The sequence below is a fragment of the Sporosarcina siberiensis genome (assembly GCF_042681925.1).
In the GTDB taxonomy this organism is placed as follows: domain Bacteria; phylum Bacillota; class Bacilli; order Bacillales_A; family Planococcaceae; genus Sporosarcina; species Sporosarcina siberiensis.
This window is the reverse complement of record NZ_JBHUGI010000015.1, coordinates 1-20,837: the sequence shown is the minus strand read 5'-3', so window position 1 is coordinate 20,837 and position 20,837 is coordinate 1. Positions and strand designations below refer to the sequence as shown.

General features: G+C 40.3%; 21 protein-coding genes and 1 riboswitch. Of the genes, 2 read left to right on the top strand and 19 right to left on the bottom strand.

Translation table 11 applies throughout. The features are described from left to right. Window positions 1–170 precede the first annotated feature (170 nt). The 4 genes from ACFSFY_RS06665 to ACFSFY_RS06650 are packed head-to-tail and all read right to left on the bottom strand — an operon-like array spanning window position 171 to window position 3,183. A complete protein-coding gene (locus tag ACFSFY_RS06665; protein WP_381536469.1) occupies window positions 171–1,322 on the bottom strand; it encodes a DUF418 domain-containing protein in 1,152 nt (383 codons plus the stop codon). 12 nt (window positions 1,323–1,334) lie between these two features. After that, entirely contained in the window at window positions 1,335–1,565 is a 231-nt protein-coding gene (locus ACFSFY_RS06660) for a hypothetical protein (protein ID WP_381536467.1), read from the bottom strand. A 14-nt stretch (window positions 1,566–1,579) separates the two neighbouring features. Next, on the bottom strand, window positions 1,580–2,473 hold the full coding sequence (locus tag ACFSFY_RS06655) for an ABC transporter ATP-binding protein (RefSeq protein ID WP_381536465.1): 894 nt from the start codon (window positions 2,471–2,473) through the stop codon (window positions 1,580–1,582). Further along, window positions 2,473–3,183, bottom strand: coding sequence for an ABC transporter permease subunit (locus ACFSFY_RS06650; RefSeq protein ID WP_381536463.1), 711 nt, complete (start codon window positions 3,181–3,183; stop codon window positions 2,473–2,475). The genes ACFSFY_RS06655 and ACFSFY_RS06650 overlap by 1 nt, the downstream gene beginning before the upstream one ends. A 92-nt stretch (window positions 3,184–3,275) precedes the next feature. On the opposite strand from ACFSFY_RS06650, the gene ACFSFY_RS06645 reads away from it, so the two are divergent. Together ACFSFY_RS06645 and ACFSFY_RS06640 are read left to right on the top strand one after the other, a co-directional pair. Beyond that, the gene (locus tag ACFSFY_RS06645; RefSeq protein WP_381536461.1) at window positions 3,276–3,974 is read left to right on the top strand and encodes a response regulator transcription factor; all 699 of its coding nucleotides are present in this window, start codon (window positions 3,276–3,278) and stop codon (window positions 3,972–3,974) included. A gap of 7 nt (window positions 3,975–3,981) precedes the next feature. After that, window positions 3,982–5,664: an ATP-binding response regulator gene (locus ACFSFY_RS06640; RefSeq protein ID WP_381536458.1), complete on the top strand. Its 1,683-nt coding sequence runs from the start codon at window positions 3,982–3,984 to the stop codon at window positions 5,662–5,664. Between the two features lie 69 nt (window positions 5,665–5,733). On the opposite strand, the gene ACFSFY_RS06635 is transcribed toward ACFSFY_RS06640, so the two are convergent. From ACFSFY_RS06635 to ACFSFY_RS06565, 15 genes are all read right to left on the bottom strand, one after another. After that, on the bottom strand, window positions 5,734–6,441 hold the full coding sequence (locus ACFSFY_RS06635) for an ABC transporter permease (protein WP_381536456.1): 708 nt from the start codon (window positions 6,439–6,441) through the stop codon (window positions 5,734–5,736). Next, window positions 6,438–7,286 (bottom strand): ABC transporter ATP-binding protein, encoded by an 849-nt coding sequence (locus tag ACFSFY_RS06630; RefSeq protein WP_381536455.1) that lies wholly within the window; start codon window positions 7,284–7,286, stop codon window positions 6,438–6,440. Before ACFSFY_RS06630 ends, ACFSFY_RS06635 begins: the two co-directional genes overlap by 4 nt. A 119-nt stretch (window positions 7,287–7,405) precedes the next feature. Beyond that, window positions 7,406–8,428 (bottom strand): LytTR family transcriptional regulator DNA-binding domain-containing protein, encoded by a 1,023-nt coding sequence (locus ACFSFY_RS06625; RefSeq protein ID WP_381536453.1) that lies wholly within the window; start codon window positions 8,426–8,428, stop codon window positions 7,406–7,408. Window positions 8,429–8,547: 119 nt separating this feature from the next. Next, window positions 8,548–9,807 carry a phosphoribosylamine--glycine ligase gene (gene purD, locus ACFSFY_RS06620; RefSeq protein ID WP_381536451.1) on the bottom strand — a complete coding sequence of 420 codons (1,260 nt, stop codon included), beginning with the start codon at window positions 9,805–9,807 and terminating at the stop codon, window positions 8,548–8,550. A gap of 13 nt (window positions 9,808–9,820) precedes the next feature. Continuing rightward, a complete protein-coding gene (purH, locus tag ACFSFY_RS06615) occupies window positions 9,821–11,356 on the bottom strand; it encodes a bifunctional phosphoribosylaminoimidazolecarboxamide formyltransferase/IMP cyclohydrolase (protein ID WP_381536449.1) in 1,536 nt (511 codons plus the stop codon). A gap of 39 nt (window positions 11,357–11,395) precedes the next feature. Continuing rightward, the gene (purN, locus tag ACFSFY_RS06610; RefSeq protein ID WP_381536447.1) at window positions 11,396–11,968 is read right to left on the bottom strand and encodes a phosphoribosylglycinamide formyltransferase; all 573 of its coding nucleotides are present in this window, start codon (window positions 11,966–11,968) and stop codon (window positions 11,396–11,398) included. Next, window positions 11,965–13,023, bottom strand: coding sequence for a phosphoribosylformylglycinamidine cyclo-ligase (purM, locus tag ACFSFY_RS06605; RefSeq protein WP_381536445.1), 1,059 nt, complete (start codon window positions 13,021–13,023; stop codon window positions 11,965–11,967). Before purM ends, purN begins: the two co-directional genes overlap by 4 nt. A gap of 12 nt (window positions 13,024–13,035) precedes the next feature. Then, window positions 13,036–14,460, bottom strand: coding sequence for an amidophosphoribosyltransferase (purF, locus tag ACFSFY_RS06600; RefSeq protein WP_381536443.1), 1,425 nt, complete (start codon window positions 14,458–14,460; stop codon window positions 13,036–13,038). Continuing rightward, window positions 14,436–16,667 carry a phosphoribosylformylglycinamidine synthase subunit PurL gene (purL, locus tag ACFSFY_RS06595; protein WP_381536441.1) on the bottom strand — a complete coding sequence of 744 codons (2,232 nt, stop codon included), beginning with the start codon at window positions 16,665–16,667 and terminating at the stop codon, window positions 14,436–14,438. The genes purF and purL overlap by 25 nt, the downstream gene beginning before the upstream one ends. Next, the gene (gene purQ, locus ACFSFY_RS06590; protein ID WP_381536439.1) at window positions 16,651–17,337 is read right to left on the bottom strand and encodes a phosphoribosylformylglycinamidine synthase subunit PurQ; all 687 of its coding nucleotides are present in this window, start codon (window positions 17,335–17,337) and stop codon (window positions 16,651–16,653) included. The genes purL and purQ overlap by 17 nt, the downstream gene beginning before the upstream one ends. Further along, entirely contained in the window at window positions 17,334–17,588 is a 255-nt protein-coding gene (gene purS / locus ACFSFY_RS06585; RefSeq protein WP_381536437.1) for a phosphoribosylformylglycinamidine synthase subunit PurS, read from the bottom strand. The genes purQ and purS overlap by 4 nt, the downstream gene beginning before the upstream one ends. A 26-nt stretch (window positions 17,589–17,614) precedes the next feature. Then, the gene (gene purK / locus ACFSFY_RS06580; protein ID WP_381536435.1) at window positions 17,615–18,745 is read right to left on the bottom strand and encodes a 5-(carboxyamino)imidazole ribonucleotide synthase; all 1,131 of its coding nucleotides are present in this window, start codon (window positions 18,743–18,745) and stop codon (window positions 17,615–17,617) included. Then, window positions 18,742–19,206, bottom strand: coding sequence for a 5-(carboxyamino)imidazole ribonucleotide mutase (gene purE / locus ACFSFY_RS06575; RefSeq protein ID WP_381536682.1), 465 nt, complete (start codon window positions 19,204–19,206; stop codon window positions 18,742–18,744). Before purE ends, purK begins: the two co-directional genes overlap by 4 nt. A gap of 250 nt (window positions 19,207–19,456) precedes the next feature. Next, window positions 19,457–19,556, bottom strand: a riboswitch (purine riboswitch). 88 nt (window positions 19,557–19,644) lie between these two features. Further along, the gene (locus ACFSFY_RS06570; RefSeq protein WP_381536433.1) at window positions 19,645–19,836 is read right to left on the bottom strand and encodes an NETI motif-containing protein; all 192 of its coding nucleotides are present in this window, start codon (window positions 19,834–19,836) and stop codon (window positions 19,645–19,647) included. After that, on the bottom strand, window positions 19,833–20,354 hold the full coding sequence (locus ACFSFY_RS06565) for a DUF2179 domain-containing protein (RefSeq protein ID WP_381536431.1): 522 nt from the start codon (window positions 20,352–20,354) through the stop codon (window positions 19,833–19,835). Before ACFSFY_RS06565 ends, ACFSFY_RS06570 begins: the two co-directional genes overlap by 4 nt. Between the last annotated feature and the right edge of the window lie 483 nt (window positions 20,355–20,837).

Below are 20,837 nucleotides of genomic sequence, written 5' to 3'. Positions count from 1 at the left end.
TCTCCCTTTGGATAGCAGTGTTTCAACACATTTCCACAAAAATACTTTCTTTAATTTTAGTATACTTTATCTTGTTGGACTCTTCCTTATTTACTCATTAAAAAACCGAATCGATAGACATCTGAACATGTCCTCGATTCGGTATAACGCATGAGTACAAATACAACTGGTTAATGTATCTTCAAATATACGAAAACCCTCATGAGCTTTTCAAGGGGGCCTTGATTGAAAAGCTTCAAATACAATGTACTCACCATAACTTGGACAGAAAAGATGAGGATTCCCAAAAAGAGTGAAGCAGTCACGCCTAGTTTTGCAAAAAGGCCAATGCCATAGCCGTAAAAAATAAACGTACATATGATGGTTTGCATAATGTAATTCGTCAATGATAATTTACCCACGTTTTCAAACGCAATTAGCAATCGATGTGTATGAAGCTTAGAGTAGGCGAATGCAAAGAGACATATGTAACCGATAGGCAGTACGGTTCCTCCGATTCCACTCATTCCGAATGACCAGCCGGCTTCATTAAATAAGTACGGAGCAGCTTTTAATAACAGACCCAGTGGAATAAGAATCAGTAACCAAATCAAATACTGTTGCTTTTCTTTAAGTGGATCAAGCAGCCATTTCCTATGTGCCGCATACATTCCAAATAAAAACATAGGAACCAGAAGCACAGGCATTAGAATTAAAAGAAGCACCGCTTCTCCTCCTGACAATTCCATCGGGTCCACATTATTTCGGTGGTCTTTAATCTCTGCATAAGTCCCAGTTCCGTAAATGATCCATGTTTCATCCAGATACGTTTCGATTTTTTCAGGATTCGTCAGTTCAAAATCTTCTCCGGAATCAAACAGACTAATAATCGAGAATGCCGCGAATAGAAGCACTCCCCATATTAGCAGCGTTTTTGGTTTTCGATTAACGAACATCAACAGAAAAATCCCCATAAGTCCATAAACGAATAAAATATCCCCTTCCCATAAAAAAGTGCTGTGTAATCCTCCGAGTATCATTAAAACAATAAATCTTCTAAATAAATGCCATTTGATGCGTAATTGTTTTCGTTCAAGACTATTTCTCATTAAAATAAGTGAATAGCCAAAAAGAAATGTAAAGATTGGCATGAAGGCACCTTCTATAAAAATCTTTACAAAGTAATAAAAGAACAAATTACTTTGGGAGAGGTCAAAATACGAAATTTCATCTTTCCCAAAAATCCCGTATTGAAAAATAAGCAAGTTAGCAAGTAGGATTCCAAATAAACTCCATCCTCGTATTCCATCGATTGAACCAATTCTTTTAATCGTTAATGACAAAACGTTATCCCCCTATTTAGTTGATTGCGAAATGGAAGAATCCTTCTCATACCCTTTTTTTCTACGGGTCATTTTCCACAGATTGATTGAAAAGACGATAGCAATTGCCGCACGCAAAAGAAAAGAGATAAGAGAAGTGCCGGTTAAGTCCCCGCCAATCAAATCTTCCATTTGAATAGCGAAAAGGTATGCATACCATGAAATGACAACCAAGTGGAACAACACATTTAATATGATTTTCATGCTATCTCATCCCTTCATCCATTTAGGAATATATCTTCAAGGTCCGGTTGATTCGCGGAAATTCGGTGAACACCAATTCCGTTGTTCACGAGCAAGCGAACAATTCCATGAATCATTTCATCATCGACCGCTTTAAACTTTAGGTTTGCTCCTGTTATGTACAAAGGCCCTGTTATTTCCTTTATTCTCACGAGTAAATGGCTGTCCGGTGCATCAGATAATTCCATGGACACTTCAAGTGACTCTGTATACTTCTCCTTAATTTCAGTTAACGTTCCTTCATTAACGATGAGGCCATCTTTCATAATTGCGAGTCGGGTACAGATTTTCTCTACTTCCCCTAAATTATGTGAAGTCATAAAGATAGTCGTTCCTATCTTATTTAGATGAAGAAGAAGATGCTGGATTTGGATCGCTGATTCAGCGTCCACCCCTGATGTTGGCTCATCCAGGATGAGTAGATCCGGGTTGTTCATAATCGCCTGGGCAATACCTAACTTTTTCTTCATACCGAATGAATACTTTCCAACTTTCACATTTGCATGTTGAACCATCCCCACCTTCTCCAAGCTTGCAAGACATTCTTTTTTTGAAAGTTTTACACCTTGGAGCGAGGAAAAGTAGTATATATGTTGCACCGCAGTCATTGAATTATAAAAAGTGGAATAGTCAGGTAAGACACCGATCTGGCTTAATATCATGTCGGAATTTTCAGATCCGAGTAGACTCACCTTTCCTTCAGTTGGCCGAATAATTCCCGTCAACATGTTAATGAATGTAGATTTACCAGCACCATTACGTCCTAAAAAACCATATAATTCTCCTTTTTCGACGCGTAGGTTGACGGAATCTACAGCTAGAGTGCTCCCATATGCTTTTGTTAAATTGCTAGCGGAAATTGCAGTCATTATACATCCCTCTTTCTGAATAAATAGATGGCTACTAGTACATAAATAGCCGAAAAGGCAAAATTGACGAGAAAAATCATCAAGTCATCTTGCAAGTAATAATATGGTGACATGTATTTGAAAATGGAGATGTACCATTTTTCACTAAATATTACCAAAAGACTTATTATTGGTATTGCAATCCCTAATAAAATACTTAAAAATGAAGATAGAATTGGCTTGTTAATTAATAAAGAAAGAAGTAAGGCCAACGCCACAAATACGGATAACGCTGAAAACGATTGAAAAAAAGCGTGAAATGAAAAATACCCCGACAAGATAAAGATAAGTAAGTACGCAGCAGTAAGGATAGTCAGCCAAAAGAACAAATGCCCAAGTACTTTTCCTAAAACGATATTTGTTCTACTAACTTTTGTCACTATGAAACGCATTGTTCGTTGTTCAATTTCCCGGTTCATAACATCATGCGATAAGATAAATGCAAACAGCGGCCCAAAAATAAGTATGATAAAAGACAGTCCTGCCGAATAGATCATCACATCGTTTTCTAAAATTAGTGCTTCGCTTTCGGAAAGCATATGAAGAGAGTTTTTCAAAAGCTCCGTAATTTTAACTCCGGCATATGCGCTACCTAATAGAAAAAATAGAACAAGAATTGATTTAATGCTTTTTAATAATTGGATACTTTCATGTTTTGCAATGGACCACATACAAAATCACCCTTTCATTTGTTAGTATGAAGGGTGAAGCTTATACGAAGGTGACGGGAACCTTAACGGAATCTTAAATTAGGAGGGATTTAGTGGAACAGGCAAAAATACTTGTTTTAGATGATGAACAAGCGATTGGGGATATGGTAGATATTATTTTACGGAAGGAAGGCTTCTCCGATATCGACGTTTGTACAACATATCGTGACGCAGAAATACTTTTAAATAGGAAGTCGTATGATTTACATATTCTAGATATTATGTTGCCGGATGGAACGGGTCTTGAACTTGCGAAGCAAATACGAAAACAATCGGACGCTCCGATTTTCTTTCTGACGGCAAAAACATCTGATGCTGATAAATTACGTGGATTTATGCATGGTGCCGATGATTATATAACAAAACCGTTCAATCCAATGGAACTGGCAGCACGTGTAAAAGTACAGACGAGTCGCTATGTATCTGCAATGAACGGCAGTAAAGATGTATTTGATTATGGGCATTTTCAATTGGACGTAAATGCTGCTGCGCTGACTGTGAACGAAAAGGCTATTCCAATTACGGGAAAGCAATTTCATCTGCTGCACTTATTTTGTCAGCATCCCAATCAAATTCTTTCAAAAGAACAGCTCTATGAATCCGTTTGGGGTTTGGATAGCTTTATCGATGACAATACAATTATGGTTCATATTCGAAGATTGAGAGAAAAGATCGAAGTTAATCCGAGTCGTCCAATACTTTTAAAGACGGTACGTGGAATCGGTTATAAACTTCAAACTGAGGGAGAGTGAAGGGACATTGTCTAGTAAAATCACGCTTCGGTTTGTTGGTTACTTTTTCATTTTTTATCTAACGCTCGTATTGATAACTTCGCTTGTCCTTATCTATTTTGCTGCTAAACTGCTCATAGGTTTTAATGCATATTCACATATTCGAGAAGCGGATGTAGAGACCATTCAGAGTCATATTAAGGAAGATGGAGAAGGAGAAGGAGATATCACTTTCTTAGATCCATTAATTCAAAGTGCAGAGAAAAGCGGCGGCGCCCTGCAACTCATTGACGAAGATGGAAAAGTGATTACTTCTTCAATGGATAACGAAATGCCCTCTGAATATACATTCACAGATTTCATTAAGTTATCGAATGACAAAAAGTCTTATATTTGGCTGCTTGAAGACGGAAAGTCCTTATTATTTACAGAGCGAATGGAAAGTGATGTGCTTATAAAGAATCTTATGGCGACTGAAAGTTTCCCAGAGATTACGGATGAACAGAAAACAGTACTGAAGGATCATGATGCTCTTTTTGAACTTTACGATGCGAAGGGTCATCGTATTGCAACAAGCAATACTAAACGTAAGGATACAGTGAGTGGGATGGAATTGTTTGAGTCATCGCAAAACTTTGCTGAACAGAAAGAACTGATTTCAGCTGTAGTTCTCCATGACGGAAAAACTGCAGTTGTTCGGATGCCGAATAAGCATTATGCGCCGTTTGATTCGGCTATGATTTATTTTATGAAGAAGTTTCTAATCGGATTCGCTATTTTTCACGGTATACTTTTGTTGTTCATCATAGGCTTTTCAATTTGGATTGGACAACGGTTTGGAAGGCCCGTATTTTATTTCTTAAAGAGAATTGAAAAGCTGTCTCAAAAGGATTATGCCTATATAGAAGATCGGAAATTGCGCAATCTTAAGACTGGCAGGTTAAAGAGAAAGTACCGAATGTACGACGCAGTTGACCAGTCACTGAACAGCCTAGCTGAAAACCTGGAAGAAAATGACCAAAGACTTAAAAAGACAGAACAGCTCAGAGAAGATTGGATTACAGGCCTCTCACATGACTTGAAGACACCGCTAAGTTCGATTTACGGCTATTCAGTGATGTTGAGTTCGGATCATGAATGGTCAATCCATGAAGTGCAAAAGTTTGCGTCTGTTATGAAGGATAAAGCAGGCTATATGGACGAGCTCATCAATGATTTAACGTATACGTATCAGCTCAAAAACAACGGCGTATTGCTCGAAAAAGAACAGATTGAACTGGGACAATACGTTAAAGGTTATTCGGAAGAGAATGGTACGATGGTTCATTTAGGAGAAATAGGCGGACCTGTTTATGTTTCCATCGATCCGAAACGATTCGGTCGAGTGCTAGATAATGTGATTGGAAACGCAGTAACGCATAACCCTGTTAATACGCCGATTCATATAAGCATTCAAGTGGAAGACGATTCGGTCCTACTTAAAGTAAGAGATGAAGGAATAGGAATGTCACAAGAAGTAGTAGAAAATTTGTTCGATCGTTATTACAGAGGTACGAACACAACTTCAGAGGACACTGGAACAGGGCTTGGTTTGACAATCGCAAAGCAATTGGTCGAAGCTCATAGTGGTGAGATACATGTGCAATCAGGCAGACTAGGAACAACAATTACGATTCGACTGCCGTTAAAAAAAAATTCTCGGAGCAATTAGGCTACAACATATAAAACCGAATCGAAAGACATCCGTACATGTCCTCGATTCGGCTTTACGTTTATCCAGTTAGTCTTTCATCCTTTTATTAAACACAACTGTTGTCAAAATGAATATTAACACTACCCATGCAGCAATAACTCCAAAATGAGACAATAGATTAATGAGTCCTACACCATTTTCAACTTTTATGGCAATCTCCACTAGTTGCATATTGGGTGTATAATCCAACACTTTCACAATTGGATATTTATCCTCAAACATTGAGAAAAAAGATCCGAAACCGAATATAAACATAAATGGCATAATAATAACAGATGCTTCCATGACTGATTTAGCAAGTAAGCCAAGAAGTGTTCCTAAACCGATAAAAAAGATAGTACTGAATAGAATTGCGATTGTTATTACGAAAACATTCTCAGGTCGATAACCCGATAATAAAGCCCCAATTATTACAGTAATCATTGTTGCTATCAAGCTTAACAAACTTTTCCCGCCGAGTATTTCCAGTGTTGAAGCAGGGGAAAGCATCAGCCCTCGAAGCGTGTTTTTCTCTTTCTCTTCAGCAATTAAACTACATTGAACAAATGTCGCGACAATAACCATCGTCAAATTGATGACCATATAATGCCCTTCAATCGCAGTACTACCCATCTTACCCAAAACAAATGCGGCTACAAGCGGCATAAGTGCCGAAACTGAAACAGCTGAATTTCTTGAAAGATCTTTAAAATCTTTCTGAAATATAGCATTGACACGTCTCATTGATAAATTCATACTAAATTCCTCCCTGTAACTTCGACAAAGATATCGCCTAATGTAGGTTCATTCGAATGAATTGCTACAATGCTGTTTGACGACATATAATCAAACATTTGTTGCGCTCCTTCATCCGTTGTCTTCAGCACGACTTTTTCTTCATTTTTCAGTTCAACAATGACCGTTGAGTCTGAAAAACGTTTTCGTAACTTACCCGGTTCATCCATAAGCCTGATTTGACCCTTGTTTAAAAATGCAACCCGATTACAAAGAAGCTCAGCCTCATTCATATCATGTGTCGTAAGGAATATCGTCGTTCCACGTGCATTCAACTCACGAAGTCCATTATGAATATGCTTTGAATTTACAGGATCGAGCGCGGATGTCGGTTCATCAAGAAATAAGAGCTCGGGTTCATGCAATAATGTACGAGCTAGCGTTACCCGTTGAAGCATCCCTTTCGATAGTTTTGAAACGACCTTTTTCTTTTCACTCTTCAAATTCACGATATCTAATACTTCTTCGATTCTCTTCAGCGGCACACCATATAAATCGCAAAATAATTTCAGATTATCGTAAATGGATAACCTGCCGTACAATCCGCTATTATCTGTTAGTACACCTATTTTCTTTCTTGCACTCCCTTTTTTCATCCCAGAAACCGGTTCCCCAAACACAGTTGCTTTTCCACTTGTTTGATTTAATTGACCCGTTAATATTTTAATTGTTGTTGTTTTTCCAGAACCACTTGGACCAAGAAAACCAAAAATCTCTCCTTTTTTAACGTGGAAATTTACGTCTTCAAGTGCCATTTGATTCGCAAAAAATTTTTCCAATGATTGAACTTCGATGATGTTTTCCATTGTCTACCTCCTGAAGTGTGCAAGTTGCTAATTTCGTACTGCATCTTCAGATTAAGGTGTTTTTGTTTGAATCACATCATATTTCCCGTGAAAAGAGCCTATTTGGGGGTGAATGGAGCTTATTTCAGGCCCAACATCCCTTTTAATTCAGCCATTTTTGATTTTGATAGAGGTATGTTCGACTTTTTTTCATCATCTAAAATGAGACTATAACTATTTCTCGTCCACGTTATGACTTCACGAACTTTTTGAAGGTTCACGATATATGATCGATGGCAGCGAAAAAAACCAAAATGCCGCAGACGTTCCTCCAGTTCATTTAGTGTGAATGTCGTTGGAAATTCTTCCCCATCTACATGAAGGGCAGATTGTCCATCGTTGCTTTCTATGTAGTCAATTTCCGGCGGATCAAAGAGAATGATTTTTTCATTTACCTTTGTCGGTATTTTTTCAAAACGGACGGGTTGAATTTCTTCTTGTATGATTTCGCCGTTTTCTTCATTAGCAGCTAAATCAGTTTCCATATGTATTTTGTGCAAACCGGTTTCGTCTAATTTATATACTTTATCTGCTAAAGTGATTGCACTTTGTATATTCCCAGTAAGAATGAGCACGATTTTCCCTTGAGCTCGTAGCTCTTCTAGCATAAGTATTAATACACGTTGCGTTTCAACATCTATGTTTTGGTCGGGTTCCTCCATGATAAAGAGGTCTGGATCATGTAAAAGAAGTTTTGCGAATTGGATACGTCTTTGCTCGGATTGAGATAGTTTCTTAATCTTTACATTTCGCTTCTCTTCAAGATGGACCTTTCGTAATATCGATGGAATTGAATGCTCTGTATTGTAAAGTTTACGATAGAAATTTAATTGGTCGGCCACCGTTAGTCGCTCGTATAGTCCTTCATTCAGAAATAAGAAACCGATTTCCGATAGCTTTACTTCTGAGAGTTCGACTTTATTTATCGTGATTCCACCGTTTACAACAGGTGTTTTTCTTGTAAGCATATGTAATAAGGTTTCCCTCACATTCAACCCCGAATGGATTGCAGTTATTCCCCCACCATCAATCTGTATATTAAATGCTGGAAAAACTAGTGAATCATTCAATCGTTTCTCCACATTCTTAAATTGTAAACTCATCGTCTCTTCACCTTTCGTTAGTGCATTACTTTAAGTATAGATGTCTTACTGAATCCTGCAACCTTGTTTTTATTCAAAAAGACCACTTTCTCGTATTTGAGAAAGTGGCCTTGCGTTTGTTATTCAAACGTACGCCAGCCGATGTCCTTCCGGTAGAAGAATCCGTCCCATTCAAGTTGAGACAAGCCTTTGTATACATCTTCTTGTGCTTGTTTTAACGAATCTGCCTGTGCAGTTACGAGAATCACACGACCACCGTTACCGACGAATCCAGTGTCACTCGCTTTCGTTCCTGCATGGAATACATCCAAATCTTGCGCTGACAAAACGTCTAAATCCGGAAGTGCAGCACCTTTCACAACATCTCCGGGATAATTGTCCGACGCAACGACGACGCCCAACATTGCTTTGTCATTCCATTTTAACTCATATGGTTTGCTTTCCATTAGCGCCATCATGAATTCTCCGAAATCCGACGCCATTCTTGGAAGAACCACTTGTGTTTCAGGATCACCGAAGCGTGCGTTGAATTCAATCGTCTTTGGACCTTCTTCAGTGAGGATCAGTCCCGCATAGAGAATTCCTGTGAACGGAACTCCTTCTGCGGCCATTGCTTTCACAGTTGGAACGACGACTTTGTCATATGCTTCTTGCACGACTGCGTCTGAAATTTGTGGAACAGGCGAGTATGCACCCATTCCACCTGTATTTGGGCCTTTATCGCCGTCATACGCTCGCTTATGGTCTTGTGCAACAACCATCGGGTAAATCTGTCCATCATGGACGAACGACATGTACGAGAACTCCTCGCCGTCTAGGAACTCTTCAATAACTACTTTAGAAGAGGATTCACCGAACTTCTGGTTACCAATCATATCGTCGACCGCTTCTAGGGCTTCATCCAACGTCATCGCAACAATGACACCTTTTCCTGCCGCTAAGCCGTCTGCTTTTACAACAATCGGCGCACCTTTTTCACGAATAAACGTTTTTGCCTCTTCAGCATCTGTGAATGTTCCGTATCCAGCTGTCGGAATGTTGTATTTGTCCATAATTTCTTTCGCAAATGATTTACTTCCTTCAATTTGCGCCGCTGCCTTTGTAGGGCCGAAAATGTTCAATCCACGTTCATTGAAAAAATCAACGATTCCTTCCGCAAGCGGTTGTTCAGGACCCACAAATGTTAAATCAATAGCGTTTTCTTTCGCGAATGAAGCAAGTGCCCCGAAATCCGCCATATCGATTTGCACGCATTCGGCATCGTTTTTCATGCCGTCATTTCCTGGTGCAACAAATACTTTATCAACCGAAGGGGAGACATTGAACTGTCTGGCAATCGCGTGCTCACGGCCGCCGCCCCCGATAACGAGTACTTTCAATGCATTTCCCTCCTTAGTGTTTGAAATGACGAACGCCGGTCATTACCATCGTAATTCCGTATTCGTTTGCTTTCTTAATGGAATCTTCGTCTTTTACAGATCCACCTGGTTGGATAATTGCCGTAATGCCTGCTTTTGCTGCCGCCTCGACTGTGTCATCCATTGGGAAAAATGCGTCCGATGCAAGCGCTGCGCCTTTTGCACGTTCGCCTGCTTGTGTAAGTGCAATATTTGCAGCTCCCACTCGGTTCATCTGTCCCGCACCAACGCCAAGCGTCATATGGTCATCCGACACGACAATTGCGTTCGACTTCACATGTTTCACAACTGCCCATCCAAGTTTCATCGCTTCCCACTCAGCTTCTGTCGGCTGACGGTCGGTCGCTACTTTAATGTCTGCTTCCGCAAAACCGTATGCATCCGGCTCTTGCATAAGGAGTCCGCCTTCAACAGAAACGGTATTCCATTGGTCTTTTTTGTTTTGTTCAAATGAAATTGTCATCAAACGAATGTTTTTCTTCTTCGTTAAAATTTCAATCGCTTCATCTGTGAATGATGGTGCTATAATAATTTCAAGAAAAATCCCCGATAGTTTATCAGCAGTTGGTGCATCTACTTCGCGGTTCAATGCAACGATGCCACCAAAAATCGACATTGGGTCTGCTTCATATGCTTTCGTAAATGCATCGAAAACTGTTTCGCCAGTACCAACGCCGCAAGGATTCATGTGTTTCACCGCGACTGCAGCTGCAAGGTCGAATTCTTTAACGATTTGAATCGCAGCATTCGCGTCTTGAATATTGTTATACGAAAGTTCTTTACCGTGTAATTGTTCAGCTGACGCAATGGAGAAATCCGAACCAAGTGGGCGACTATAAAACGCCGCTTTTTGATGTGGGTTTTCACCGTAACGGAGCGGTTGTTTTAATTCATATGTATACGTTACTTGTTCCGGAAATTCCTCGCCTGTTAGATCCGTTAGATAGCCTGAAATAAGTGCATCGTATGCCGCTGTATGACGGAATACTTTTGCCGCCAAACGTCTACGTGTTTCAAGTGTCGTTTTACCATCTGCTTGTAATTCTGAAATTACTTGCTCGTAATCAGACGCGTCGACAATCACTGTGACATACGCGTGGTTTTTCGCAGAAGCACGAAGCATCGCTGGACCACCAATATCAATATTTTCAATGGCATCGTCCGCAGACACGTCCGGTTTTGAAATCGTTTCTTTAAATGGATATAAGTTTACACACACGATATCGATCGGCTGAATGCCGTGCTCCTTCATTTCTGCAATATGGGATGGATCGTCTTGTTTCGCAAGAAGCCCTCCGTGAATCAACGGATTAAGGGTTTTTACGCGCCCCTCCATAATTTCAGGGAATCCCGTTACTTCATCGACAGCCGTTACCGCAACACCATTGTCCGCAAGATGTTTCATCGTCCCGCCTGTTGATAGAAGTTCATAACCAAGACCTTCAAGCACCTTAGCAAATTCTAGTATTCCACTTTTGTCCGATACGCTTAAAAGTGCACGTTTTTTCACGAATAAAACCCTCCATTTTTCATAACTAAAGTTTATATATTAGCGGCTAAAAAGCTCGCTCAAAGCATCTTTGTATAAATAATGTTCAACTGCATGAATTGCTTCAGTGGTCTTCTCTACATCCCCGTCAACTACATCAACGGCATGCTGAGCAATAATCGGTCCTGTATCCATACCCGCATCCACTAAGTGGACCGTCACGCCCGTTACTTTCACACCGTGCGCAATCGCTTGTCCAATTGCATCTTTCCCTGGAAATGATGGAAGAAGCGATGGATGGATATTAATGATTTTCGAAGGATATGCCGACAATAAAACCGGTCCAATCAGACGCATATAGCCCGCTAGGACAATCCATTCCACTTCTGATTCCTGAAGTGCGCTCAGTATTGCTTGTTCATACGCATCTTTTGATTCAAAACTTTTCGGAGGAACGACCAAAGCGGAAATCCCAACCTTCTTTGCGCGCTCAATCGCATACGCATCCGGTTTATTCGTCACAAGCAAAACGATTTCAGCATTTAATTCACCATTCTTGCAGGCTTCTGCCAGTGCGGAAAAATTGCTGCCGCTCCCGGAAGCGAACACAGCAATCTTCACTTTATTGTTCATTCAACTAGACTTCCATCATGTTCACCCGTAAATTGGACGCCCTCGCCTTTTACAATGTGACCGATTTTAAAAGCTGTTTCTCCGTGTTCTGCTGCAATTTTAAGTGCTGCTTCAGCTTGTTCTTCAGGCAAAGCAATAACAAACCCAATACCCATATTGAATACGCTGTATAAATCTTTATCCGTAAGCTCGCCTTTTTCTTTCAGCATTTTGAACACTGGAAGAACTGGCCAAGATCCTAAGTCAACTTCTGCCGCAAATCCTTCAGGCAACATACGTGGTAAATTTTCAAAGAAGCCTCCGCCCGTAATATGTCCCATTGAGTGAACATCGAGTTCAGCATGCATTTGTAAAACAGGTTTCGCATAAATTTTCGTCGGCTCTAGAAGAGCATCTCCGACCGTACCAAGGTCTTCATATCCTGTAATTAAACCATCAATTTTAAAACCCGAATCTTCAAAAACGATTTTACGTACAAGTGAATAACCGTTTGAATGAATTCCGCTAGAAGCAAGTCCAACAAGTACATCGCCTTCAGCTACGTTTTCACCTGTAACGACTTTACTTTTTTCACAAGCACCCACTGCAAATCCAGCTAAATCGTATTCATCGATTTTATAAAGGCCTGGCATCTCGGCAGTTTCTCCGCCAATTAATGCTGCACCCGACTGAACACAACCGTCTGCAATTCCTTTAACGATTGCTTCAACCTTAGCAGGGACCGCTTTTCCAAGTGCGATATAATCTAGAAAATAAAGTGGTTCCGCACCTTGTGCAACAATGTCATTAACACACATGGCAACGCAGTCAATTCCGATTGTGTCATGCTTATCCGCCATAAATGCAAGCTTCAGTTTTGTTCCCACACCATCAGTACCCGAAATAAGTACCGGCTCTTTATAGTTAAGTGCAGAAAGATCGAACATTCCACCAAAACCACCGAATGTGCCGACAACTCCTTTTCGTGCTGTCCGTGCTACATGTGACTTCATTCTTTCAACTGATTCATAACCAGCCTCAATATTTACTCCTGCTTTTTCATACGCATTTGACATGAATAGGCCCCCTTATCGAACTCTTTCTTTTTCGTGCGGCAATGCTGTATCTGAATAGATATCTGTCGGGTATTCCCCTGTAAAGCAAGCTAAACACTGACCGCAATTCTTAGTTGTATCTGGTCGTCCAATGGATTCAAGCATTGCTTCTGGTGATAAGAATGTTAGAGAATCCGCACCTATTAATTCACGTATTTCATCAATTGAACGGTTTGTTGCAATTAGTTCAGAATCTGTACTAATGTCTACCCCGTAAAAACATGGGCTCACTAGCGGTGGAGATGCAATAACAACATGCACTTCTGTAGCTCCAGCTTCTTTTAACAAGGTAACAATACGCTTGGATGTCGTTCCACGAACAATCGAATCATCGACCATGACAACACGTTTGCCATTTACGACTTGCCGAACTGGAGAAAGTTTCATCTTGACGCCTTTTTCACGTAGTTCCTGTGATGGTTCAATAAATGTACGACCTACATATCGGTTTTTTATTAAACCAAGCTCATAAGGGATTCCACTTTCTTCGGAAAATCCAATTGCAGCGGAAATACTTGAATCCGGAACTCCTGTTACAACGTCCGCATCAATTTTCACTTCACGCGCAAGTCTTTTCCCACAACGTTTTCGTGCCATGTGGATATTAATACCGTCAATATCTGAATCGGGACGTGCGAAATAGACGTATTCCATTGAACACATTGCCGAGTCTGCAGCTGGCGCGAATCTTTCGGAATGAATCCCTTTATTATTAATAATAATGAGTTCACCAGGTTCAACCGAACGAACATGTTCAGCACCGATAATATCGAACGCACATGTTTCAGAAGCTACTACCCATGCATCACCCAATTTACCTAAAGAGAGTGGACGAAGACCATTTGGATCTTGAGCAATCATCAAGCTATCTTCAGTCAGCATGACGAATGCAAAAGCCCCTTTAAGCATGGATAACGCTTTTTTCACACGGTCTCTTTGTGTTAAAGAACCACTGCTTCTTTTGATTAAATGAGCAAGTACTTCTGTATCCGAATTCGTTTGAAATATACTTCCTTGTCTTTCAAGATGTTCGCGCAGCTCAACTGCGTTTACAATATTCCCGTTATGAGCAAGCGATATACTCCCCGTTGTTGAACGAAAGAGAAGCGGCTGCACATTTTCTATGCCTCGACCATTTTCTGATGAATACCTTACTTGCGCAATTCCACCATGACCTTTTAAGTCGTTTAAACGGTTGCCCGCAAATACTTCGTTCACTAAGCCTTCATCTTTTATGACTTGGAAACCCTCACCGTTCGTAACAACAATACCGGCACCTTCTTGTCCCCGGTGTTGCAATGCGTGCAGAGCATAATAACTGATCTGCGCCGCATCCTCGTGACCCCAAATGCCGAACACGCCGCACTCTTCGTTTAGGCCTCTAAGTTCAGCAAGCATTCAATAGCGCCTCCCCAAGCAGATTGAAACTCTTCAACAGTTCCATCTATTAATACCGAACCATTATCACCTTGAATAACAATTCGATTGTTTTCTGTTACAGATCCAATTTTCACTGCATCTTTCACAACATCTTCAAACGCTGTGCTATTTTCTTCTTTCACCGAAACAATAAAACGTGATTGCGTTTCACTGAACAATGCCGTTACAGCAGAACCAGAAATTGTCACTTCTGCCCCTAGACCTTGAGTACCGAATGCTTTTTCACAAAGAGCTACTGAGAAACCGCCCTCTGATAAATCGGTTGCAGACTCTACTAAATGATTTTGAATCGCAGTAAGAAGTGCTTTTTGGCGCGCAGCTTCAACATCCAGATCAATCGACGGTGCTTTACCGTAAATTTTCCCCTCCGTCATTTGTTGGAGCTCGCTACCACCGAAATCGAGTGTAGCTTCACCAATCACATAAATTGCATCTCCAGCATTTTTGAACTCAGTCGTCGTTACTTGTGATAAATCATGTACGAGACCTACCATACCAATTGTCGGTGTTGGATAAATCGGCACACCATTTACTTCATTTGATAAAGAAACGTTTCCACTAATCACAGGTGTGTTTAATGTACGACAAGCATCTGATATTCCGTCTGCAGATTTCTCAAACTGCCAAAACACTTCAGGCTTATCCGCACTACCAAAGTTTAAGCAGTCAGTCACGGCGATTGGTTCAGCTCCTGAACAAATCAAATTACGTGCTGCTTCTGCGATTGCAATTTTCCCACCCGTTTGTGGATCTAAATAGACATAACGGGAGTTACAATCTGATGTCATCGCAAGACCTTTATTCGTACCATCTACGCGAATAACGCCTGCTGAAGAACCAGGTGCAACAACCGTATTACGACGAGCATGTGTATCAAACTGATTATATACCCAAGCTTTTGAAGCAATCGTTGGACGCTTTAAAAGATCAATTAACGTTTCTTTTACATCCGCAACAACCGGTTCTGTCATTTCCATAGCTTGAAACTCTCTGAAGTACGCAGGTTCCTCAGATTTTTTATCATAAACGGGAGAGTCTTCAGCAAGTATATCTGCTGCGATCTCCGCCGCGATTTCACCTTTATGAAAGAGACGAAGCATTTTGTCGTCTGTTACTTTACCAATTGTTACAGCTTCAACGCCGTATTTTGCGAAAAGATCAGTTACTTCTTGTTCGTGACCTTTTTTTACAACAATAAGCATACGCTCTTGCGATTCAGACAACATCATTTCATATGCCGTCATTCCTTCTTCACGCTGAGGTACAAGATCTAAATTTAACTCAACCCCGTACCCAGCTTTCGAAGCCATTTCAGCTGCAGAAGATGTCAAACCTGCCGCACCCATATCTTGAATACCAATAAGTACTTCTGATTTCACTAGTTCTAAACAAGCATCCATAACGAGTTTTTCAAGGAATGGATCGCCTGCCTGCATAACAGGAAGTTCTCCCTCTTCTTCTACAGATACTTCTTGAGAAGACATTGTTGCTCCGTGAATTCCATCACGTCCGGTAGTTGCACCTGCATACATAACACTATTTCCAACACCGGCCGCAACGCCTTTTTGAATATCTTCATGATTTAATAGTCCAACAGCCATCGCATTTACGAGTGGACGTTTCGAATAACAATTGTCAAATTGCACTTCTCCTGCAATCGTCGGAATACCAATGATATTTCCGTAACTTGCAATTCCTGAAACAGCCTCTTCAAATAAAAAGCGGTCACGTGGATCCGTCAAATCACCAAAACGAAGTGAATTAACGAGTGCAACTGGGCGAGCTCCCATTGAGAATACATCACGTAAAACCCCGCCAGCACCAGTTGCAGCACCAATAAATGGTTCAATTGCAGAAGGTGAGTTATGAGATTCCATTTTAAATACCGCAGCTTGATTGTCACCGATATCTACAATTCCTGCTCCTTCTCCGGGTCCTTGAAGAACACGTGGACCTTTCGTCGGAAACTTTCGAAGGACATTTTTCGAACTCTTATATGAACAATGTTCGGACCACATTGCAGAAAATAATCCTGTTTCTGTGTAGTTTGGATTTCGACCTAACATTTTAACAGCAAGATCAAATTCTTCTTCGGTCATACCCATTTGAAGATACAGTTTTTCATCTATGATTTGTTGTGCGTTCGGCTCATGCATGGTTGACATTTTTTTCATTCCACCTTTTTAAGATTGAATTGAATAGAGGTAATCCGTCTGTTCCTCCGATAATTTCTTCTACAGCCCGTTCTGGAAGTGGCATCATACCGAGCACATTGCCCTGTTCATTTAGCACTCCTGCAATATTATCCGTACTGCCATCGCCAATTTCATCAGTATATGTAAATACGATGCGATTGCTTTCTTTCAATCCTGCTAGAGATTGTTCTTCTATATAGTAATTGCCGTAATGATGTGCGAAAGGAATTGTGATTTCCTGGCCTTGTTCATAATTGGATGTAAATACTGAATCCGTATTTTGAACAGCGAGTTTTGCTTTTCCTGATCTGAATTTAAGTCCTTTGTTTTGTAAGAAAGCGCCTGGAAGAATTCCCGTTTCCACAAGAATTTGAAATCCATTTCCTACTCCCAATACCGGTTTTCCTGATGCGACAAACTTTTCCAACTCAGCTATTGCTGGTGAACATTTTGCAAGTGCGCCCGGACGTAGATAATCACCATAAGACGCCCCTGTCGGAATGAATACTGCGTCATACTCCGCTAATTCTGCGTTCATATGCGAAACATAGTCAGCTTTCTCACCAAGCACTTCATTTATCACATGATGCATGTCGATATCGCAGCCAGATCCTGGAAATACTAAGATAGCGAACTTCATTTGCCCGCGACCTCCCCGATTTCATATCGATAATCTTCAATTACTTCGTTAACGAGCAATTTCTTACACATTTCTTTGATTCTTGCATCAAGATCTCCAGACAGGTCTGTAAGTTCAAGTTCAATTAACTTACCAACACGAACGCTCTTCACTTCACTGTACCCCATTGTTTGTAGTGCATCTTTCGTTGCTATTCCTTGTGGATCTACAACACTTTCACGAAGTGTCACATATACGTTTACTTTAGTCATCTTCTTTTCCTCCTAAAGGGATCGAATTAGTTATTATTTTCAGACCATATATTTGTTGCGTCAATATCTTTTAATGTTTTTTCAATATTATCCGTCATGATTGTGATATGACCCATTTTACGCATATGTTTCGCTTCAGCTTTACCGTATAAATGAATGGACCAATCAGGATAGTCCTTAATAACCTTCTTAAGCGGTGCTACATGTTGACCGAGCACATTCACCATGATTGATGGTGCCCACAGCTTGGGCTTTCTTAAAGGCCATCCGCAAACCGCACGGACGTGTTGATGAAACTGAGATATGTTACAAGCTTCAATTGAATAGTGACCTGAGTTATGAGGTCTAGGTGCAAGCTCGTTAATGACGATCCGGTCATCATCAAGTACAAACATTTCAACAGCGAGCGTGCCCACTAATTCTAGGTGATCTGCAATTTTGCTTGCAGCCTCTTCAGCTTGTGCCAAAACAGTCTCCTGTACTCGAGCCGGAACGATAGACTCATGTAAAATATGGTTGATATGAATATTTTCAGCAATTGGTAAACAGTAAGATTCACCGGCAGCATTGCGTTGTATTATAACCGAGATTTCTTTTTCAAACGGAACAAAAGCTTCGGCAATACATGCAGAGTGAGTGAATAGAGATTCTGCTTCATTAACTTCTTCCATTGAATTGACTTTTACTTGGCCTTTGCCGTCATAACCACCAAATGCAGTTTTTACAATGCAAGGAAATCCAATTTCATGTACTTTAGAAGTAAACTCGTCGTAAGTAAGTGCCGTTATATAATTTGCAACAGGTGCTCCTGCTGCCGTAATTTGTTCTTTTTCGCGAATACGATTTTGTGTGATTTGCACAAGTTCTGCACCTTGTGGAACATATGCGATTTCTGTTAGTCGCTTTAGACCTTCGTAATCAATATTTTCAAACTCATACGTAATTACATCACTTACTTCTCCCAGTTCTTCTAGCGCTTCTTGATCGTTATAAGGTGCAACAATTCGTATGTCTGCTATTTGACCACATGGTGAATCTGGCACCGGGTCAAGAACAGCAATTTTAAATCCTGCCTCTTTTGCTGCCATGCCCATCATTCTGCCGAGTTGACCCCCACCGATAATACCAATTGTTTGTCCAGGTAATATTGTTTTCATAAAAGATCACCACTGCTTTCAATTGATTCATTACGCATTTTAAGACGACGATCACCAATACGTTTCATAATGTCTTCATCATTAATTCCTAATATTTGTGCCGCCAGTAATCCGGCATTTACCGCACCAGCTTTTCCTATCGATACTGTAGCCACCGGGACGCCACCCGGCATTTGGACGATGGATAGTAAGGAATCCATTCCATTCAATGCTTTTGACTGAATCGGAACCCCAATAACAGGGAGAAGCGTTTTAGACGCGACCATTCCCGGAAGATGGGCTGCGCCACCAGCACCTGCCACAATAACCTTAATTCCGCGTTCCTCTGCCTGATCAGCATACTCAAACATTAAGTCAGGTGTACGATGTGCTGAGACAACTCTTTTCTCATATGGAACTGAAAGCTCGTCCAGTATGTCACATGTGTTTTTCATAGTTTCCCAATCACTTTTACTTCCCATAATAACGCCGATTTTTGGTATCAAACGAATTCCGCTCCCTTTTACTGAAAGTTCAACGATAAATATTTTACTTAACTAAACTTTAAAAAGCACAAAACAAGATATATGCTCTATTAATTGATTTTTCTAACAAAAAAATCGAATAACCCACTTTTTCACTAGTACATGAAAAGCAGATTATTCGAGGAGATAGAATTATACGTTAAGATGATTGCAACCATTGGTTCGCACACACCCTTCGCTACCATTCCTAGAAGTCGCTTTCCCGCATAGTCCAGACATTAAGGTGTCTTGGTAGAAACACTGAAGCCGATTCCTCAGTATATATGGGGATTTATATTACTATACGTATTTTATCAAGAAATCCAGCATTCGTCAACCGCAAAAGCGAACGAAAGCATAAGATTACATTTTAATGTTCGCCTTTTAGAGAAACCACTATTTTTCAACAAGTTGTCCTTTAAACTTAATCAGCTGTCTGATTGGAACCTTTTCACCATTAACTTCTGTGAAGAGTGGTTCTTCTTTTCTACCTGTTGGAATATATCCAGCCTTTTGCATTCTATCCAGACATTCTTCAATTGTTTCATTTTCTTCAACTTCAAACCAGACAGTCTTCTTTTGGCTCATTTAAATAATTTTCCTCTCCGTACAGATTTAACCCAAAAACCGCCATGAATCGATTTTGGTTCATATGAAATAATAAAAGCTTTAGGATCTAGTTCTTTAATTGCCATATACAACTGTAATTCATATTTTCTTGGTGTGAGTATTTGCAAAGCCGAGCGATTTCCTTCACGCCCATTAGCTGACCAGTCTGTAACACCATATCCTTTATCTCGAAGAGTCTGAGGAAGCGTCTTGTTTACATCTGCTGTCACAACGTTTACTGTAATATAGCCAAGCGCCATTTTCTCTTCAATCTTTGTTCCAATAATAACACCACATCCATAACCAATTGCATATGCAACTAAGTTTTGAATTTCATTCAGGTTATCAAGAACTAGACCAAGCCCAACTACATAAATAACAACCTCTACCATACTAACGCCGGCTGCAATATACCTATACCCTTTTAACGTTAAAATCATTCGTACTGTGAAAAATGTTACATAAACAATATTAATTGAAAATATTATAAGCGCCATTTGCAATTCGATCACACCTTTCAACAATTGATATTAGCTTATCGGGAATAGGATGACAATACAAGAAATATAGGTTTAACAGACGATATTTTTATATCCAGTATTTATTATTGTACTATTTAAGACTCTTTGATGTACGTTAAAAGGTTGGGTTTTGATGATTAATGGGATGTTTGTTGGAGGGATTTTGGGAAACGTTGTGAAGTTTTGTAGAAACGTTGCGAAGTTTTGTGCAGACGTTGCGAAGTTTGACGATAACGTTGTGAGGTTTTGATAACGTTGCGAAGTTTTGTGGAAATGTTGCGAGGTTTTGTGGAAGCGTTGTGAAGTTTTTATTATGTTACGAAGTTTCAGGAAAAAATATTCAAAAAAACAAAAGAAGCCACTACCATTAAAGGTAATGACTTCTTTAGTGCCTGGCAACGTCCTACTCTTGCAGGGGGGAACCCCCAACTACCATCGGCGCTGAAGAGCTTAACTACC

What these genes read in the sequence shown, in the direction of transcription:
- ACFSFY_RS06650 (WP_381536463.1), bottom strand. Translation starts at nt 3,183, where the DNA reads ATGTGGTCCATTGCAAAACATGAAAGTATCCAATTATTAAAAAGCATT.
- purQ (WP_381536439.1), bottom strand. Translation starts at nt 17,337, where the DNA reads ATGAAGTTCGCTATCTTAGTATTTCCAGGATCTGGCTGCGATATCGAC.
- ACFSFY_RS06625 (WP_381536453.1), bottom strand. Translation starts at nt 8,428, where the DNA reads ATGAGTTTACAATTTAAGAATGTGGAGAAACGATTGAATGATTCACTA.
- ACFSFY_RS06655 (WP_381536465.1), bottom strand. Translation starts at nt 2,473, where the DNA reads ATGACTGCAATTTCCGCTAGCAATTTAACAAAAGCATATGGGAGCACT.
- purS (WP_381536437.1), bottom strand. Translation starts at nt 17,588, where the DNA reads ATGACTAAAGTAAACGTATATGTGACACTTCGTGAAAGTGTTGTAGAT.
- ACFSFY_RS06635 (WP_381536456.1), bottom strand. Translation starts at nt 6,441, where the DNA reads ATGAATTTATCAATGAGACGTGTCAATGCTATATTTCAGAAAGATTTT.
- ACFSFY_RS06565 (WP_381536431.1), bottom strand. Translation starts at nt 20,354, where the DNA reads ATGGCGCTTATAATATTTTCAATTAATATTGTTTATGTAACATTTTTC.
- ACFSFY_RS06660 (WP_381536467.1), bottom strand. Translation starts at nt 1,565, where the DNA reads ATGAAAATCATATTAAATGTGTTGTTCCACTTGGTTGTCATTTCATGG.
- purN (WP_381536447.1), bottom strand. Translation starts at nt 11,968, where the DNA reads ATGAACAATAAAGTGAAGATTGCTGTGTTCGCTTCCGGGAGCGGCAGC.
- purE (WP_381536682.1), bottom strand. Translation starts at nt 19,206, where the DNA reads ATGGGAAGTAAAAGTGATTGGGAAACTATGAAAAACACATGTGACATA.
- purM (WP_381536445.1), bottom strand. Translation starts at nt 13,023, where the DNA reads ATGTCAAATGCGTATGAAAAAGCAGGAGTAAATATTGAGGCTGGTTAT.
- ACFSFY_RS06630 (WP_381536455.1), bottom strand. Translation starts at nt 7,286, where the DNA reads ATGGAAAACATCATCGAAGTTCAATCATTGGAAAAATTTTTTGCGAAT.
- purK (WP_381536435.1), bottom strand. Translation starts at nt 18,745, where the DNA reads ATGAAAACAATATTACCTGGACAAACAATTGGTATTATCGGTGGGGGT.
- purF (WP_381536443.1), bottom strand. Translation starts at nt 14,460, where the DNA reads ATGCTTGCTGAACTTAGAGGCCTAAACGAAGAGTGCGGCGTGTTCGGC.
- purL (WP_381536441.1), bottom strand. Translation starts at nt 16,667, where the DNA reads ATGTCAACCATGCATGAGCCGAACGCACAACAAATCATAGATGAAAAA.
- ACFSFY_RS06570 (WP_381536433.1), bottom strand. Translation starts at nt 19,836, where the DNA reads ATGAGCCAAAAGAAGACTGTCTGGTTTGAAGTTGAAGAAAATGAAACA.